This is a genomic window from Mesorhizobium sp. B2-1-3A (assembly GCF_006442655.1).
Lineage (GTDB): Bacteria > Pseudomonadota > Alphaproteobacteria > Rhizobiales > Rhizobiaceae > Mesorhizobium.
Genome location: NZ_VFWK01000006.1, coordinates 335,558 through 351,494 on the forward strand (window position 1 = coordinate 335,558; position 15,937 = coordinate 351,494).

Here is a 15,937-nt window from a genome sequence, read left to right on the forward strand (position 1 = left end):
GGAGTTGGGAATGACGGTACACCAGGGAGAAGGGCTGTCGCTGCCCTCGGCATTCAGCCTGCGGGATCGCGTGGCAGTGATCACCGGCGCGGGCTCCGGCATGGGGCGCGCCTGCGCCAGGGCCTTTGCCGAGGCCGGCGCCACTGTCTACGGCCTTGACCTCAACGGCAAAGCCGTGGAGGCGGTCGCCGGGGAGGTGTCCTCCGCCCAGGGTCGAATCCATGCCGTGGCGATCGATGCAAGCGACGACGCCGCGATCGATGCGGTGCTTGCCCGTATCGAGCGCGAGCAGGGCCGCATCGACGTGCTGTTCAACCATGCCGGCCGTGCGTGCGCTCCTGGCTTGGCGCTGACCAATGACGACTGGCTCGCGGGCACTAACCTGAACTTGCGCGTGCCAATCCTGCTGACGTCCAAGGCGCTTCCGCTTGTGCGCAAGTCCAAGGCAGGATCGCTGATCTACACGGCATCGATAGCCGGCCTAGTGGCCTCGCCGAACAGCCCGCTCTACTCGGCCGTGAAACACGCCATCGTCGGTTTCACCAAGGCGGTGGCCGCGGCTCTCGGCCCGGAAGGCATCAGGGCGAATGCCATATGCCCCGGTACGATGGAAACCCCGATGCTGATCGATTTCTTCCGGGCCACGGCGGATGTTGCCGATCCCAAGGCCGCGACGCGAGCCGACGTCGCCGGGGGCGTGGACCGTTTCAAGCAACTCGTCCCGCTGGGCCGGACCGGCGTGCCGGAGGAGGTGGCGGGGATCGCCCTGTTCCTCGCCAGCGAGGCCTCGCGCTACGTGACCGGAACGGCCATACCCGTGGATGGTGGCTATGTCGCACGCTAAGACCGTCCGCGTCGGCTGTGGTTCCGGCTTTGCGATGGACCGCCTGGAGCCCGCGCTCGATCTCGCCGCCAGCGGGAGGGTCGACTATCTCGCATTCGACGCTCTTGCGGAGCGCACCCTGGCCATGGCGCAACTGCGGCGGCAGGAAAACCCGCGGCATGGTTACGACACGCGGCTGGAGGACACGCTTGACGGTCTTGCGCCATATGTCGCCAATGGCCTGAAGGTCGTCGGCAGCTTCGGCGCGGCCAATGTCGAGGCCGCGGCCGAGGTGATCGTGGATCGCTTCCGCAATGCGGGTCATCGCGGCGTCAAGGTCGCCGCGATCGTCGGCGACGACGTGCTGAAGCAGGTCCGCGAGATCAACCCGTTCATCGAGGAACTCGACAAGCGCATAGGTGATCTCGGCGAGCGGGTGATCTCGGCCAACGCCTATCTCGGCGCGCGCGAGATCGTCGAGGCGCTCGGGCAGGGGGCGCAGTGGTGCGTGGGCGGCCGCCTCAGCGACCCGTCGCTCTATGTTGGACCGATCTGCCACGAGATGGGTTGGTCGCTCGACGACTGGGACCGCGTCGCCCATGCGACACTCGTCGGTCACCTCCTGGAATGCAGCACGCACATTACCGGCGGCTTCTTCGCCGACCCGCCCTATCGCGAGGTGGACGGTATCGAGAACCTGCCGTTCCCGCTCGCGGAAGTTAGCGATGGACACGCCATCATCACCAAGCTCGATGGCACCGGCGGCCTGGTGGACGACCGGATCATCGCGGCCCAGGTGTCCTACGAAGTCCATGACCCGGCCGCCTACACCAATCCCGATATCGTCGCGGACTTCACGCAGGTCACGGCCGAGACCGTGGCGCCGCACCGGGTCCTGGTTCGTGGCGCCAGGGGGAGCGCGCGCCCGGACAAGCTGAAGGTGCTCGTCGGCATCGACATGGGGTGGAAGGTCGTCGCCGAGATCTCCTACGCGGCCGCGGGCTGCCTGTCGCGCGCCCAACTGGCGCAGAAGATCATCGCCCACAAGCTGGCGGCGATGGGCGGAGACATTCTGGAATCGCGACAGGATCTGCACGGCTTCAATACGCTTGTCGGCGATACCTTCCGCGACCGCCGCAACCAGGATCCCGTCGAGGTGCGCATGCGCGTCGCGGCGCGCTGCCGCACGCGCAAGGCGGCCGAGCGTCTCTCGCTCGAAGTCGAGCGGCTCTACCTGGAAGGGCCCGCCGGCGGCGGCGGCGTCGTCAGGCGCGTCGAACCGGCGCTGGGCGTGTTCCCGATCTACATCGACGCCGGCGTCGTCACCCCGTCCATCTCTTACATGGAGACCTGACATGGGATCGTCGAAGCCCAGCAGCGGTTTCATTCCCTTGCGCGAGATCGCCTTTTCCCGATCCGGTGACAAGGGCGACACGATCAACGTGTCCGTAATCCCCTATGACAAGAAACACTGGGAACTGATCAGGGAACAAGTAACCATCGATGTCGTGCGCCGGCTTTACGCAGGCTTGGTCAACGGCGAGATCACCCGCTACGAGCTGCCGGGAACGCGCGCACTCAATTTCGTCATGAAGGGCGCGCTCGCCGGCGGCGTCTCCATGTCCCTGCGTGTCGATGGACACGGCAAGTCATTCCAGTCGCTGATCTTGGAGGCTGAGGTATCAGCTCCAACGGCGTAGCCGGGCTCGTATTCACGGGCCTGGGTGCGCGGGCGCCGCCGCGCAGAGGGTAGTCCAAAGGGAGGATAGATAATGACATTTCCAACGAAGCGCGGGTTGCGATTGCGCAAGACAGTCGCCGCGATTGCCGCCGGCCTTGCACTCGGCACGGCGGCACTGAGCAGCGCCAGCGCGCAAGAAAAGACGGTCTCGTTTCCGGTCGACAAGAAGACGATCGGCTATGTCGACCTGATTGCCTCCGGTGCCATGCAGCGCCGCTTCTACAGCTACTTCACCGCCGGCACCGACGCTCTCGGCTGGAAGGTGATTTTCCAGGACGCCCAAGGCGATCCGACCAAGGCCAACACGGAAGCGATCAACCTGATCAACCAGGGCATCGACGCGCTTGTCGTCTCCTGCGCCGACTCGGCGCCGATGCGCCCGGCGTTGAAACTTGCCAAGAGCAAGGGCATCCCGGCTGTCCAGGCAGGCTGCCCGATGACCGACGAGAAGGCGTGGGACGCTTCGTTCCCGCTCGACGACGCCGCCGTCGGCCATGCGCTGGGCGAGTATGTCGGCAAGCAGATCGGCGACAACGCCCAGGTCGGTATCCTCGGCGACACCGTCATCCTGGCCGGCAAGATCCGCACCAACGCGGTCAAGGAAGGCATGGCGGGAGCCAAGGCGGTGATCGTGGGCGACCAATCGGTCAATCTGACCGACATCGTCGGCAACTCGCGCAAGATCGTATCGACCTATCTGACGGCCAATCCGGACCTGAAGGCTATCCTGGCGGTGTACGACTTCTTCGCCGCGCCCGCCGGCAACACGATCAAGAGCGCCGGCCGGGCCGACAAGGTGTCGGTCTATTCGTTCTTCGCCGACGCCGTGAACGTGCCCTACATGAAGACCGAAGGCTCGCCCCTCAAGGCGGTTGCCGACGGTCCGGTGGAGCAGGTTGGTCTGCTGGCGGTCGACCAGCTGCTGGGTCACTTCAAGGCGAACAAGCCGTTCGATTCGTCCGCCGCCCAGCGCCTGGAGGTTCCTGTCGAGATATTCACCCTCGAGAACCTGCCGCCGGCTGGCGAGGACTTCCTCACCCCGTATCCGGTGAAGAAGTACATCGACCAGTACAAGGAGAAGTGGACGAAGGAGTATGGCGGGAACTGATCCCGCCAGCATCCAGTCCGAACAACATACGACCAGGGTTTGAAGAATGTCGATGCAGCAGGTCGCGAAGTCGCCTGCGCCCGTGGCGGGCGCAGGCGGGGTGGAGGTCCGGAAAGGCGCGGAGCGCACGATGCAGTTTCTCCTCAGATACGGCGTGTTCGCGGTCTTCGTGATCATGCTCGTCATATTCTCGGTGCTTCGGCCCGGAACGTTCCTGCAGATCGATACGCTGCGGGCGATCCTGGTCGACGCGGCCGTCCTCGGCGTGGTGGCCTCGGCCCTCACGCTGGTGCTTGCGATCGGTGAATTCGACCTGTCCTTCGGCAATGTCGCCGGCCTCGCGGGCGCCATTGCCGTCTATTCCATGTATATGCTCGGATTGCCGGTTCCGATCGCCATCCTGCTTGCCCTGATAGCGGGACTTGCGGCCGGCGCCATCAGCGGCATGATCGTCGCCCACGGCAAGGTGCCGGCGCTCATCGCCACCCTGGCCGTGGGCTCGATGGCGCTTGGGCTCGAACGCGCTGTCATGAACGACAACACCGTTTATGACGGTATTCCGCCGGGATACGTCGCCTTGACCGAGACCAGCTTTGCCGGCTTGCCACTGATCGTTATCATCTCGATCCTCGTGGTGATCGCGCTCAGCCTGATCTCGTCCTTTACCGTATTCGGCCGCCGCATCTATGCCATCGGCGGCAGCGACGAGGCCGCCAGGATCGCCGGCATCCGCACCAAGCGCGTGCGCTGGCTGACATTCGTGGTGATGGGTCTGACCGCGGCGTTCGCGGGCATCCTGCTGACATCGCAGGCGGGTTCCTATTATCCCAACAGCGGGGTCGGATTGCTGCTGCCGGCCTTCGCGGCCTGTTTCCTCGGTTGGAGCGCCGCGGGCGCGAACCGCTTCTACCCTGCCTATACCTATTTCGGCGTGCTCTTCATGGGCACGCTGTCCACCGGACTGATCATGCTGCAGGTCCCTTCATGGGTCGACAATTTCGTCCAGGGCGCGGTCCTTGTGTCAGCCGTGCTGGTCGCCAGGGCGGCGCGAACGAGATGACGGGCCAACCCTCCATCGCCCCTGCAATCGCCCTCGAGATGCAGGGCATCCAGAAAGCCTATGGCGGCGCGCCGGCCCTGCGGGACGGCTGCCTGCGCGTGGAAGCCGGCACAATCCACGGTATTATAGGGCCGAACGGCGCCGGCAAGTCGACGTTGGTCAAGATCGCGTCGGGACAAGTCAGACGGGACGCCGGAGAAATCCGGGTACGGGGCGACGCTGTCCACTTCCAGGGGGTGCCCGACGCCCTGGCTGCCGGCGTCGTCGTGATGCCGCAGGAACTCACCATCGTCCCGGAGTTGTCGGTGGCCGAGAACATCACACTCGGCCGCGAGCCCTCGCTGTGGGGTATGCTCAGCCCGCGCCACTCTGTGCGCGCCGCCGAAGCGGTGCTGCGGCGCATGAATGTCGACATTCCCTCGGCGACGCCGGCGGGAGAGCTCGGACCGGCCTCGCAGCGCGTGGTCATGCTTGCCCGCGCGTTGCACGCGGGAGCCCACACCGTCATTCTCGACGAGCCCACTGCGGCGCTCAACGCGACAGAGGCCGAAGTCTTCCTGGGCGTGGTGGAAACACTCCGGGAAGCAGGGGTTGCCGTCGTCTATATCTCGCATCGTTTCGGCGAGATCGAGCGGCTCTGCGACGAGGTGACCGTCATGCGCGACGGCCGCACCGTCGACAGGCTTATCGGGGATCGTTGCAACCAGCATGAGCTGGTATCCGCGATCATGGCCGAGGGCGAGACGGGCAGTGCGCCGGAGCGCGCGCGCGGCCGTTACGACGCCTCTCCCGCATTGCTGGCGGTCCGCGATATCGTCGGCAAACGCCTGCGCGGTGTCAGCCTCAGCCTCGGTCGCGGCGAGATATTGGGCCTGTGCGGCTTGCCGGGGTCGGGCATCAACGAACTGATGGAGATACTCGGTGGCGCGGAGCGGCCCGTGCGTGGCTCGATCCTTGTCGACGAACGCGAAGTGGCCTTCGCCGATCCCGCGGATGCGCTGGCTTGCGGGATCTCGTACCTGCCCGTCGAGAGGGCCCGGGCCGGCATGCTGGATCTCACCATCCGCGCGAACCTGATGGCCTCCAGCATTCCACGGGTCGGCCGTCTCGGAGTGCTCAATGCCGCGATGGAAAGCCGTTTCGTGCGGCCCGTCGTCTCGGAACTGGGCCTCGAGCGCAGAATCGAGGAGCCTTTGCGCGCCCTCTCCGGCGGCAACAGGCAGAAGATATTGCTCTCGCGCTGCATGCTGGCCGACGCCCGCGTCCTGATCCTGGACGACCCGACTGTCGGCGTCGATGTGAAGGCAAGGCAGGAAATCCACGACCTGCTTGCCCGGATTTCCGGCGAGGGGCGCTCGGTGGTGGTGGCGGTTAGCGAACCGGAAGAACTGGTCGGCCTTGCCGATCGTGTCCTCGTGCTTAGCCGGGGCCAGGTCTCGACGGAATTGAGCGGCGGGAAAATCACCTCGGAAGCGCTCGTACGGGCAGTCACGACGGCAGGAGCCGTGCTAAACGCCTAGAGTCGGAAGCCGTCTCCAGATCAAAGAGATAGGGCATGATGTCGTCGAAAGCCGCTTCACACCTTTCGGCATCATGCTCCAGGCAGGGTAGAGCCGGAGGTTAAGGGTGACAGGGTCGAGGTTGGACGAGCGGAACGCGCAGGAAGCTCCCGCTGTTCTGGAATGGATCGACGAGGGCATTGCGCGCATAACCTTCACGCGCGGCGACAGCCACAACACCGTGACATTCGACTTCCTCGACATGGTGGGCCGCCTCCTGCGCGAAGTCAGCGCGCGGAAGGCACGCGTCCTCATCCTCACCGGATCGGGCCGCACCTTCTGCGGCGGCGCGCAGATCACCTATTTCACCGATCCGCAATCGCCGCTCTATCGCAACGCGCGCGCCATACGCGACGACTATGTGGTCGCCATCCTGAACGTATTCAGCAAGGTTCGCGACGCGTCCTGCGTCACCATCGCCTCGATCAACGGCTTCGCGCTTGGGGGCGGCTGCGAACTGGCTCTGTCCTGCGATTTCCGGCTGATGGCCGACCATACACGAATGGGACTGACCGAGACCAGGATCGGCGCGCTCGCCGCTGCGGGAGGAGTGCAGTTGCTGGCCCGTGTGGTCGGTCGCGCGAAAGCCCTCGAAATCGCCTTGCTCGGCGATCAACTCAGCGCAAAGGAGGCGCTTGCGGCCGGGCTGGCGACATCGCTCCACCCCGCCGATCAGCTGGCCTCGGCGACCGAGGCCTTTGCCAGGCGCTTCCTGGTCTGCAGCCCGATTTCGATTGCCGAGACGAAGCGCGCCCTGTACCGATGCGAGACCGTGGGAGGGCAGGAAGCGGACCAGATCGCGCTCGACGCCGTCGCGTCCGCCGCCGCCGGCACCGAATGGTGGGAGGGGATGGCCGCCTTCACGGAAAAAAGGAATCCGAGCTTCCGGGCAGGGGACTGATGACGAACGGCACCGCACGCCGACAGGTTTTCCGGCTTTCGAAGGAGCGCCGCGTCTCCGACATCATGGCTGCCGCACGGTCGGTCTTTCGCGAGAAGGGCTATGAGGACGCGCCGTTGTCCGATATAGCCGAGCGCGCCAATGTCGTGGAAGGCAGCATCTACCGATACTTCGAGAACAAGCGCGATCTTCTGGTGAAGGTCATCGAGGATTGGTACGAAAGCATGCTGGCCGACTACGACCAGCGTCTGGCGGGCATTACGGGCACTCGAAACCGTCTGCGCTACATGATCTGGCGCCACCTGAAGACGATCCACGACGAACCGGCGCTGTGTAACCTGATGTTCCAGTTCCTGCGCACCGGCAAGGACTACAGCCACACCGCCGTCCACGAACTGAACCGCCGCTACACGCGCCGTACGCTGGATATCGTGCGCGAGGGGGTCGATGCCGGCGAACTGCGCGACGATGTTTCGTTGGCGCTCGTCAGGGACATGATCTACGGCTGCGTGGAGCACCGAACATGGTCGTATCTGCGCGGCGAAGGCGAGTTCGACCCCGACGCGACCGCCGACGCGATTGTCGAACTGATCCTCAGTGGCCTGCGCAAGCTGGGGCCGGACCCTGCGTCCGGTCGCGCCGATGTGGCCGAACGGATCGAGAAGGCGGTGGCGCGCCTGGAAAGTCTGGCGGGCGGCAAGAATCCCTGAAACCCACGGGTGCGATGCCTGCCGGCCACTGCCGTGACCGGGAGATTTTCGCGGCTTTCAGAGCCTGTCCTGGTCTAGAGCGGGAACCCGGCAAGATTGCCGTCTTCCAGCCGCTCTATGTACTCAGTCATGCCGCGTCCCTGCTGGCCGTTCCAGTGGAACCGGGTGAAGCCTTCGGCGATCCGCGAGAGAAGGATTTCATCGCCGGCCCGGCGCCGGTTCCGCAACGGCGCCAGTTGCAGGATTTCGGCGTCGATCCGGGCCTTGCGGTTGGCGGTGAGCACGCCCAGGCGAACAAAGGCGGGATCGCGATCCCCGGTCCATTCGGTGGAGACGTCGAGATCGAGCACGGGCTCGTAGCGCCCGTCCACGAGCAGGACGCCCTCGCGTCGCACCCGGCCGGCGCGATCGGTGATCTTCAGCAGCATGAAACCGTCGCCATTGGGGAAATTGGCGATGAACAGGCGATAGAAATAGATCGCCTGCCAGTAGCGCGGGCCCCAGGAATGATCGCGCCATCCGCGACCGTCGATCGTCCAGGATTGATCGCCGACACGGATCTCTCCCCTGGCGCGGCCGTGCTGGTTGAAATGGCCCAAGGAGAAATCGCGTCCGTACATCGTCTGGACGCTGTCGTCGGCGGGCTCGCCGCCGTGAACAGGGGATTCGGCTTCATGAACCCAATGCGCGCGTCCAGGTAGCCTCTGGCCGCCCTGGAACAGGCTTGCCGGATCGCGGAGGGCCTCCGGGTCCTCGACGATGATGAGGTCGCCCGAATAAGTCATGGAAACGCTCTTCAGCGGCTCGATCACCTCGTAGGACAGGCCACCGGCGTCGAAGCGGTCATTGCTGGTGATCTGCGGCCGGGCGAACTGGCATGCGATGCGGCCATCCGGAAGGTACAGGCACACCGAAAGCTCGGCATATCCTTCGTTCACGCGATTGCCGAGGCGCATCCACCCTCCGACCGGCGAGGCGGTGTCGAAGGCGTTGGTATAGACGCTTTCGTTGAAGTTCCGTGAGCCGTCCGGCTCATGCGGCAGTTCGTGCCGCGGCAGCATGACGAATTGGCCGTCTTTCACGGCTGAGTCTCCTCATCTTTGTCGGCGCGGACGATCACCTTGAGGTGGCCGCGCTGTATGATCTCGTCGTTCTGGTTGAGCACCTCGAACGCGTAGGTGGCGAGGTCGCGACCGGGTTTCGATGTCGGACGCAATGCTTCCACGGTCACCCTCGAGCGAATGGTGTCGCCCAGCCTCACCGCGCCGAAGAAGTCCCAATTCAGGTTGACCAGGCCTATGACGCGTTCACCGAACAGGCCGGTATGAGTGGCCATGCCGATCGCCGTCGCCATCGAATGGGGTCCGTGAGCGATGCGCGTGCCGTGCGGCGACCTGGCCGCCGCCGTCTCGTCGACGTGGATGGGCGTGAAATCGCCGACGAGTCCGGCAAACAAATTCACGTCGCCTTCGCCGATCGTGCGCCCCGCCGACTCGGCGGTGAGCCCTTGAACCAGGGGAGTTCCTGCAGTGTTCATTTATGTCGCTCCAGTTCCACGCGCGCCAGCGCTTCGCGATGCACCTCGTCCGGTCCGTCGCCGATGCGCAGGAAGCGCGTTTCGGCAAAGGCCTCGGCGAGGAAGAAGTCGTGCGACAGGCCCGCGCCGCCGTGGAGTTGGATGGCGCGGTCGATGACGGCGCCGGCCAGGCTCGGCACGACGATCTTCGCCACCGCGATGTCGTTGCGGGCGGCCTTGTTGCCGAGCTTGTCCATCATCCATGCGGCCTTGAGCGTGACCAGCCGCGCCTGTTCCACCTCGCAGCGGGACTGGCCGATGGCCTGGCGCACGCCGCCCATCTCGGCAAGCGTCGAACCGAAAGCGGATCGGCTTCTGGCCCGCCTGCACATGCTCTCCACCGCTCGCTCGGCCAGTCCCACGAAACGCATGCAATGATGGATCCGGCCCGGACCCAGCCGACCCTGTGCGATCTCGAAGCCTCGCCCCTCGCCGAGGAGCATGTTCCGCGCCGGGACCCGCACGTCCTTGAAATCGACCTCGGCGTGACCCAGCGGGGCATGCTCATAGCCATAGACCGTGAGCGGCCGCACCACCGTCAGGCCAGGCGTGTCCATCGGCACGAGGATCATCGACTGCTGCTTGTGCTTGGGCGCGGAAGGGTCGCTCTTGCCCATGACGATCGCGACCTTGCAGCGTTGCGACGGCGCGCCGGTCACCCACCATTTGCGTCCGTTGATCACATAGTCGTTGCCGTCGCTCTCGATACGCGTTTCGATGTTGGTCGCGTCGGAGGACGCTACCGCGGGCTCGGTCATCGCGAAGCAGGACCGGATTTCGCCGGCGAGCAACGGACGCAGCCATTGATCCTTCTGCTCCTGCGAGCCATAGGCGGCGAGAAGCTCCATGTTGCCGACATCGGGCGCATTGCAGTTGAACAGTTCCGGCGCGGCGAGGGATCGGCCGAAGATCTCGCAGAGCTGCGCGTATTCGAAGTTGGATAGGCCGGCGCCCTCGGGCCCGTGGTTGTAGAAGAGGTTCCACAGCCCGGCCTCCCTGGCCTTGGCCATGAGGGCCATGGCGAGCGGTCGCGGCGCCCACCGCTCGTCTTCCGGCGGCGGCGCCAGCAATTCACGCTCGTTCGGATAGACGTGCTCGTTCATGAAATCGACGAGACGGTCTCGAATGGCGGCGGCATGCGCCGAGAGCTCTGCAAACATGAACGGCTGACTCCGTCGAAGAGGACCGGTACCGTCGCGCCGGCTTCGCCTCAGGTTCTTGTTCTGATGCGCGACATCCTCTCGGGCCACCGCGCATCGGGCACGACTGCTTCAGGCGCCGATCTTTTCGCGCTTGACGACGATCCCCGCGGCTTCACGGTCCCAGGTGTCGGCGGTTATCCCGAATTCGCGCAGCTTGATCTTCTCGATCTTTGCGGTCGGGGTGCGGGGCAGGGCCTCCACCACGCGCACGTAGCGAGGGATCATGAAGTGAGCCATGCGCGGTCGCAGGAACTCTATCAGTTCGGCGGGGTCGAGCGTGGCGCCGTCCTTCAGGGACACGACCGCCAGGACTTCGTCCTCGGCGATCTCGCTCTTGATCGCGATCGCCGCGGCCTCGCGTACCGAAGGATGCGCCAGGACCTCGGATTCAACCTCGAAGGAGGAGATGTTCTCGCCACGGCGGCGGATTGCATCCTTCAGGCGGTCGACGAAATAGAAGTTGCCATCCGCATCGCGCCGGAAGCCGTCGCCGGTGTGAAACCAGCCGTTGCGCCAGGCGGCTACTGTCGCCTGAGGATCGAGCGCATAGCCGTGGTTCATCGCCCACGGGCAATCCGTGCGAACCACCAGTTCGCCCACGGCGCCGACATCAACCTCGCAGTCGTTCTCGTCGACGATCCTGACCTGGACGCCGGCGCGAGGCTTGCCGGCGCTTCCGAGCGCCTTGGGGTTGGCCTCGGAGACGATCGGCATCGAGATCTCGGTCATATTGAAATGCGTGTGGATCTCGGTGCCGAACCGCTGATGGAATTCCAGCGCCGTCTCGTTGAGCGGCACGTAGGTACAGGTCCGCAGCGTGTGCTCCCTGTCGTCCCCGCTCGGAGGGCGCTTGAGGAGGAAGCCGCCCATGACGCCGAGCAGGATGGCCGTGGTGACGCCGGTGCGACGCACGAGTGGCCAGAAGTCCTCGGTGCTGAACGCCTCGACCACAACGACCGACCCGCCATGGATGAGCATCGCGGTGATCGGCATCACGCCGGCGGAATGGAAGAGCGGCAGGTGGATGAGATAGCGGTCGTCGCTGCCCAGGAAAGGTGCGGAGACGGCCATGCTGTAGATATGCATGTAGGACGACATCACGCCCTTGGAGGGGCCGGTGGTGCCGGAGGTGAAGACGATCGCCTGCATGTCCCACGGCACGATCGGCCGCTCTAGCGCCGGCGGGTTGTCGTCGGTCGAGGTGAAGCTCTCGGCCTGGTGCACCCTCAGGCCCGGGACCGGGTGTCCCTTGCCGCCAAGCACCACGATCTGCTCCAGTCGGGCGCGCTCGACATCGCCCAGCCTCTGGTGCAACTCGGCATGAACGATGCCCAGCCGGGCTTCCGACAATTTGACGGTGTGCGCCAGGATGTTGCCCCGATAGGAAAGATTGATCGGCACGAACACCGCGCCGAGGTAGTTGAGCCCGAGCCAGGAGAGTAGGCAGTCGGCCCCGTTCGGCAGCCAGCACAGAACGCGATCGCCTTGCCGAACGCCCAGCGCCTTGAGCGCATTCGCCGTGCGGATGGTGCTTGCGAGTGTCTCGGCATAGGTCCATCGCGAGCCGTCGGCGAAGATCGCGAATATCTTGTCCGGCTGCGTCGTCGCCCAGCGTTCCAGCATGTAACGCTGAACGCAGGCTTCGGGTGCCGGCATCCTTGGATCGAGATGACTGACCATGGTCACCGCCTCCCTGCAGCGACTTGACGGGCAGCTCGCAGTTTCATGGAAACGCCGAACTCCCCAACTGTTTATTCCTACACAATCCCGGACGGAAAACCGTTCCACGCTTCTCCTGGAATTGGTCTAGTCGTGTTTCGCGCCGTCCTTGCCGCCGGCGATCTCCGCGAACAGAGGCTTGCGCGTCTTCTTCAACTCGGCGTCCGCCTCGGCGTGCAGATGTGCCTTGATCGCGGCGACGGCCCGGCTGGAATCCTCCTCGCTGCGGCGCGGCCATGCCTGCGCCAGCACGTCCCCGAGCGCCGCATCGAGTTCCGCCTTGCGCGCCAGGAGCGCCTCCGCGGTCGAGGCATCGTTTCCGACAGCATCGACGGCAGATTCGGGAATGACCCCGGAGACACTCTCCAGAAGGTCGACTTTCTGCCTGACCGCGGCGGCCAGGGGCGCCTGCGCCCATTCCACCCGGGGAGCGATGTTGTTCAGCAGATCGATCACGCCGACCGCCTGGCCGCGCGCGTAGGCATCGCCGACATGCGGAATGACGTCGCTGCGCATGGTCGCGATGATACCTTCGATGAGGCGTGAAAGAGGGATGTTCATGAGGCGCGCTCCACTGCGGACTCGACCTGGAGGAGCATGCGGGGAATTTGCGCGCCCATGCCCGCCATGCGCAGATCGTTGAAGCCGCGCCGGGCGAAACAATCGGTCGCGCCGAAATGCATGACGGCGAGCTTCAGCGTTCCGAACGCCTCCCAGTAGGCCATGTCGGCCAGGCTTACCTCCTGGCCGGAGAGCGCCGCGTAACGGTCGCGTAATTCCTCTCGCTCGAACAGATGGCACATATAGGGCGAGCGTCCCCGCCAGGCCTGGAGGCAGATCCAGCCCAGATCCTCGACCGGATCGCCAAGGCGGACAAGCTCCCAATCGAGGATCGCGGTGATACGGTCCTCCACCACCAGGAAATTGCCGATCCGGTAGTCGCCGTGAGTGATGGCGATCCGTCTCGCGACGGGCGAATTCTCGCGCAGCCACAGCGCCGCCATTTCAAGCATGGGTACGCGCTCCGGGGACCATCTGGCGAGCAGGCCCATCCAGTGATCCACCTGATCGACGGCGGCGCGCCGGACATCCTTCGTTCCATCGATATTCGCGACGGGGGTCCGCTGCCATTCAAACCCATGGAGGGCTGCCAGAGCGCCGACGAACTGCTCGCCGAGCACGGCCCGTCGCGCATCGTCGAAGGCCGGCCCCCCGTCTTTCGTCCAGGGTATCGGCGCCTCGCCAGGCTCAAGGCTGGCCACGAAGAACGGAGCGCCCAGGACAGAATCGTCGTCGCTGTGCCAGTAGACCCGTGGAACCGGCACCGCGCTGCCGGCAAGCGCGCGCAAGGTGACGAACTCGGGATAGGCGCGGTAGGGGCCGAAGATGCCGGTCGGAGGGCCGACCCTCAAGATGAGGTCCTTCTGATGGACCTGTCCGCCCTCGCTCCATTTCGCTTGGAAGCCATAGGTGACCCAGGAAAAACCGACGGTGAAACGGCGCAGCGGCCCGATCTCGACCGGGCCGTTCGTCTGGACCCGCACGAAATCCGCGAGAGCCGCGCGGACCGCGTCTACATCCGTCGCGTCGAACAGGCGCGACACCTGCTGCTGGCCGACGGCAAGGGCGGTCATGCGCGAAGATCGCCTGCAGATGCGTTCATGCTCACAGGGGCCTCCTCCCTCGATCAGCGCGGCTTGCCCGGAAACGGGTTCCGCCCGGACAGCGCCTGGGCGCGGCCGGAGATGGCGATCCTCCTCGACCGCCTCCGATGCAAATCATGCTAACCGGATTTTCGCTGTTGTAAACAAAAATGACTCATGGTTCATGATTCATTTTATTTGACAGGCTGGCTGGCCGCACCTAGGCTTTCCGTCATGAATGGTCCCGCCACACTGGGAGAATCCGGAAGTCATGCCGCGCCAGCGAAAGGCACGAAGGGCAGGCTGACGCGCGCGGAAAAGGCGGAGGCGACACGCGGCCGCCTGTTCGACGCCGCCGTGGAGATCGTTGGCGAATCCGGCTATGCGGCGACTTCGGTGGCGCTCATCACATCTCGTGCCGAGGTCGCGCAGGGTACGTTCTACAACTATTTCGAATCGCGGCAGGATTTGTTGGATCAGCTGCTGCCTGCGATCAGCGACAAGCTGCACGACATGGTGAGGGCGCGTGTCCGCGCGGCGCCCGACAACGCGCTGGAGCGGGAACGGGCGCGCATCAGCGCCTTCTTCGAATTTCTCGAGACGGCGCCGCACCTTTTCAAGATACTCAGCGAGGGGCCCGTCCAGGCGCCGCTCGGCTTCCGGCGGCATCTCGACCAGCAGACGGCAAGCTATCGCCGCGCGCTGGCTTTCGAACTGGAACGCGGCAACCTGATCGTCACCGATCCGGAGGAACTGGAGGTGGTGGTGCAGATGCTGCTGTCGTCGCGCGAGTATCTCAGCGCGCGGTTCTGCTTTGTCGACGGTCATTTCACGCGGCCGCCGGCCTTTGTCGTCGATGTCTACATGAAACTCGTCACGGGAACGGTGTTCAAATCATGAAAGCCCTTCTGAGCAAGGCTCCCGGCGGTCCCGATACGCTGGTGCTGGAGAATGTCGCCGAGCCGGCCGCGGAGCCCGGCCAGTTGCTTGTGCGCGTTGCCGCCGTCGGCGTCAATTTTCCGGATTCATTGATCATCTCCGATCGGTATCAGTTCCGGCCCGAGCGGCCCTTCGCCCCCGGCGGTGAGTTCTCTGGAACGGTCGAAGCCGTGGGAGAGGGCGTCACGGATTTCGCGCCTGGCGACCGCGTCCTGGCGATGACGATCTGGGGCGCGATGTCGGAGAAGGTGGCGGTGGACGCCTGGCGATGCGCCCGCATACCCGACGAAATGCCTCTCGACGAGGCGGCGGCCTTCCTGCTCACCTACGGCACATCCTACCACGCGCTGGTCGACCGTGCCGGCCTCAAGGCCAAAGAGACGCTGCTTGTTCTGGGGGCCGCCGGAGGCGTCGGACTTGCCGCCGTCGAGATCGGCAAGGCGCTCGGCGCGCGCGTGGTTGCCGCGGCATCGAGCAAGGAGAAGGTCGACCTTGCCATCAGCCTCGGCGCGGATGCGGGCGTTGTGTACGATGCGCGGCTGACGGAAGGCGACGGTCAGAAGGCCCTCGCGGCCGAGTTCAAGAAGGTCTGCGGCCCCGGCGGGGCGGACGTGGTCCTGGATCCGGTCGGCGGAGCCTATTCCGAGCCTGCCCTGCGCGGCATTGCCTGGCTAGGCCGCTTCCTCATCGTGGGCTTCCCGGCCGGCATAGCCCGGATACCGCTCAACCTTCCGCTGCTCAAGGGCTGCGATGTGCTCGGCATCTTCTGGGGGGCGGCGATGGAGCGCGACCCGCGGCGTCATCGCGAGGCGCTGGCCGAGCTTTTCGCGCTCTACCGGCAGGGCCATGTGAAGCCGGTCGTATCAGCCCGTTTTCCGCTGGAACGCGGTGCCGACGCGATTACCGAACTGGCGGCGCGCCGGGCAAGCGGGAAGATCGTGGTGACCGTCCCCTGA

At 65.2% G+C, this 15,937-nt stretch carries 16 protein-coding genes; 10 read left to right on the forward strand and 6 right to left on the reverse strand.

Annotation, left to right across the window (positions count from 1 at the left end; all coding sequences use genetic code 11):
* The first annotated feature begins 10 nt into the window (after positions 1 to 10).
* The 8 genes from FJ977_RS26005 to FJ977_RS26040 all read left to right on the forward strand — a co-directional run bounded on the left by FJ977_RS26005 (position 11) and on the right by FJ977_RS26040 (position 7,902).
* The gene (locus tag FJ977_RS26005; protein WP_140775016.1) at positions 11 to 844 is read left to right on the forward strand and encodes an SDR family oxidoreductase; all 834 of its coding nucleotides are present in this window, start codon (positions 11 to 13) and stop codon (positions 842 to 844) included.
* Complete coding sequence (locus FJ977_RS26010; RefSeq protein ID WP_140775017.1) at positions 831 to 2,177, forward strand: acyclic terpene utilization AtuA family protein; 1,347 nt, start codon at positions 831 to 833, stop codon at positions 2,175 to 2,177. The genes FJ977_RS26005 and FJ977_RS26010 overlap by 14 nt, the downstream gene beginning before the upstream one ends.
* 1 nt (position 2,178) lies before the next feature.
* Positions 2,179 to 2,523, forward strand: a complete 345-nt coding sequence (locus FJ977_RS26015; protein WP_244735226.1) for a hypothetical protein — start codon at positions 2,179 to 2,181, stop codon at positions 2,521 to 2,523.
* Positions 2,524 to 2,595: 72 nt separating this feature from the next.
* Entirely contained in the window at positions 2,596 to 3,672 is a 1,077-nt protein-coding gene (locus FJ977_RS26020) for a sugar ABC transporter substrate-binding protein (protein ID WP_140775018.1), read from the forward strand.
* Between the two features lie 130 nt (positions 3,673 to 3,802).
* The gene (locus FJ977_RS26025) at positions 3,803 to 4,732 is read left to right on the forward strand and encodes an ABC transporter permease (protein WP_181180067.1); all 930 of its coding nucleotides are present in this window, start codon (positions 3,803 to 3,805) and stop codon (positions 4,730 to 4,732) included.
* Positions 4,729 to 6,252 carry a sugar ABC transporter ATP-binding protein gene (locus FJ977_RS26030; protein ID WP_181180068.1) on the forward strand — a complete coding sequence of 508 codons (1,524 nt, stop codon included), beginning with the start codon at positions 4,729 to 4,731 and terminating at the stop codon, positions 6,250 to 6,252. The genes FJ977_RS26025 and FJ977_RS26030 overlap by 4 nt, the downstream gene beginning before the upstream one ends.
* Before the next feature lie 106 nt (positions 6,253 to 6,358).
* Positions 6,359 to 7,192, forward strand: a complete 834-nt coding sequence (locus FJ977_RS26035; RefSeq protein WP_140775021.1) for an enoyl-CoA hydratase/isomerase family protein — start codon at positions 6,359 to 6,361, stop codon at positions 7,190 to 7,192.
* The gene (locus FJ977_RS26040) at positions 7,192 to 7,902 is read left to right on the forward strand and encodes a TetR/AcrR family transcriptional regulator (protein WP_181180069.1); all 711 of its coding nucleotides are present in this window, start codon (positions 7,192 to 7,194) and stop codon (positions 7,900 to 7,902) included. Before FJ977_RS26035 ends, FJ977_RS26040 begins: the two co-directional genes overlap by 1 nt.
* Before the next feature lie 74 nt (positions 7,903 to 7,976).
* Here the strand turns inward: FJ977_RS26040 and FJ977_RS26045 are convergent, their stop codons facing one another.
* From FJ977_RS26045 to FJ977_RS26070, 6 genes are all read right to left on the reverse strand, one after another.
* Positions 7,977 to 8,984: a hypothetical protein gene (locus FJ977_RS26045; protein WP_210243868.1), complete on the reverse strand. Its 1,008-nt coding sequence runs from the start codon at positions 8,982 to 8,984 to the stop codon at positions 7,977 to 7,979.
* Entirely contained in the window at positions 8,981 to 9,439 is a 459-nt protein-coding gene (locus FJ977_RS26050; RefSeq protein ID WP_140775023.1) for a MaoC/PaaZ C-terminal domain-containing protein, read from the reverse strand. Before FJ977_RS26050 ends, FJ977_RS26045 begins: the two co-directional genes overlap by 4 nt.
* Positions 9,436 to 10,638 (reverse strand): acyl-CoA dehydrogenase family protein, encoded by a 1,203-nt coding sequence (locus FJ977_RS26055; RefSeq protein ID WP_140775024.1) that lies wholly within the window; start codon positions 10,636 to 10,638, stop codon positions 9,436 to 9,438. The genes FJ977_RS26050 and FJ977_RS26055 overlap by 4 nt, the downstream gene beginning before the upstream one ends.
* 111 nt (positions 10,639 to 10,749) lie before the next feature.
* Positions 10,750 to 12,360: an AMP-binding protein gene (locus FJ977_RS26060; RefSeq protein ID WP_210243869.1), complete on the reverse strand. Its 1,611-nt coding sequence runs from the start codon at positions 12,358 to 12,360 to the stop codon at positions 10,750 to 10,752.
* A gap of 126 nt (positions 12,361 to 12,486) precedes the next feature.
* On the reverse strand, positions 12,487 to 12,960 hold the full coding sequence (locus FJ977_RS26065) for a hypothetical protein (protein ID WP_140775025.1): 474 nt from the start codon (positions 12,958 to 12,960) through the stop codon (positions 12,487 to 12,489).
* The gene (locus FJ977_RS26070; protein ID WP_140775026.1) at positions 12,957 to 14,033 is read right to left on the reverse strand and encodes a phosphotransferase family protein; all 1,077 of its coding nucleotides are present in this window, start codon (positions 14,031 to 14,033) and stop codon (positions 12,957 to 12,959) included. The genes FJ977_RS26065 and FJ977_RS26070 overlap by 4 nt, the downstream gene beginning before the upstream one ends.
* Before the next feature lie 243 nt (positions 14,034 to 14,276).
* Between FJ977_RS26070 and FJ977_RS26075 the strand changes: the two genes are divergently transcribed.
* Together FJ977_RS26075 and FJ977_RS26080 are read left to right on the forward strand one after the other, a co-directional pair.
* On the forward strand, positions 14,277 to 14,942 hold the full coding sequence (locus FJ977_RS26075; protein WP_181180070.1) for a TetR/AcrR family transcriptional regulator: 666 nt from the start codon (positions 14,277 to 14,279) through the stop codon (positions 14,940 to 14,942).
* Entirely contained in the window at positions 14,939 to 15,937 is a 999-nt protein-coding gene (locus tag FJ977_RS26080; RefSeq protein ID WP_140775028.1) for an NADPH:quinone oxidoreductase family protein, read from the forward strand. The genes FJ977_RS26075 and FJ977_RS26080 overlap by 4 nt, the downstream gene beginning before the upstream one ends.

Bases quoted from the DNA above. Each gene is read 5' to 3' on its own strand.
- FJ977_RS26005 (WP_140775016.1), top strand. From the start codon at position 11: ATGACGGTACACCAGGGAGAAGGGCTGTCGCTGCCCTCGGCATTCAGC.
- FJ977_RS26040 (WP_181180069.1), top strand. From the start codon at position 7,192: ATGACGAACGGCACCGCACGCCGACAGGTTTTCCGGCTTTCGAAGGAG.
- FJ977_RS26080 (WP_140775028.1), top strand. From the start codon at position 14,939: ATGAAAGCCCTTCTGAGCAAGGCTCCCGGCGGTCCCGATACGCTGGTG.
- FJ977_RS26055 (WP_140775024.1), bottom strand. From the start codon at position 10,638: ATGTTTGCAGAGCTCTCGGCGCATGCCGCCGCCATTCGAGACCGTCTC.
- FJ977_RS26025 (WP_181180067.1), top strand. From the start codon at position 3,803: ATGCAGTTTCTCCTCAGATACGGCGTGTTCGCGGTCTTCGTGATCATG.
- FJ977_RS26010 (WP_140775017.1), top strand. From the start codon at position 831: ATGTCGCACGCTAAGACCGTCCGCGTCGGCTGTGGTTCCGGCTTTGCG.
- FJ977_RS26070 (WP_140775026.1), bottom strand. From the start codon at position 14,033: ATGACCGCCCTTGCCGTCGGCCAGCAGCAGGTGTCGCGCCTGTTCGAC.
- FJ977_RS26050 (WP_140775023.1), bottom strand. From the start codon at position 9,439: ATGAACACTGCAGGAACTCCCCTGGTTCAAGGGCTCACCGCCGAGTCG.
- FJ977_RS26065 (WP_140775025.1), bottom strand. From the start codon at position 12,960: ATGAACATCCCTCTTTCACGCCTCATCGAAGGTATCATCGCGACCATG.
- FJ977_RS26015 (WP_244735226.1), top strand. From the start codon at position 2,179: ATGGGATCGTCGAAGCCCAGCAGCGGTTTCATTCCCTTGCGCGAGATC.
- FJ977_RS26030 (WP_181180068.1), top strand. From the start codon at position 4,729: ATGACGGGCCAACCCTCCATCGCCCCTGCAATCGCCCTCGAGATGCAG.
- FJ977_RS26060 (WP_210243869.1), bottom strand. From the start codon at position 12,360: ATGGTCAGTCATCTCGATCCAAGGATGCCGGCACCCGAAGCCTGCGTT.
- FJ977_RS26020 (WP_140775018.1), top strand. From the start codon at position 2,596: ATGACATTTCCAACGAAGCGCGGGTTGCGATTGCGCAAGACAGTCGCC.
- FJ977_RS26075 (WP_181180070.1), top strand. From the start codon at position 14,277: ATGAATGGTCCCGCCACACTGGGAGAATCCGGAAGTCATGCCGCGCCA.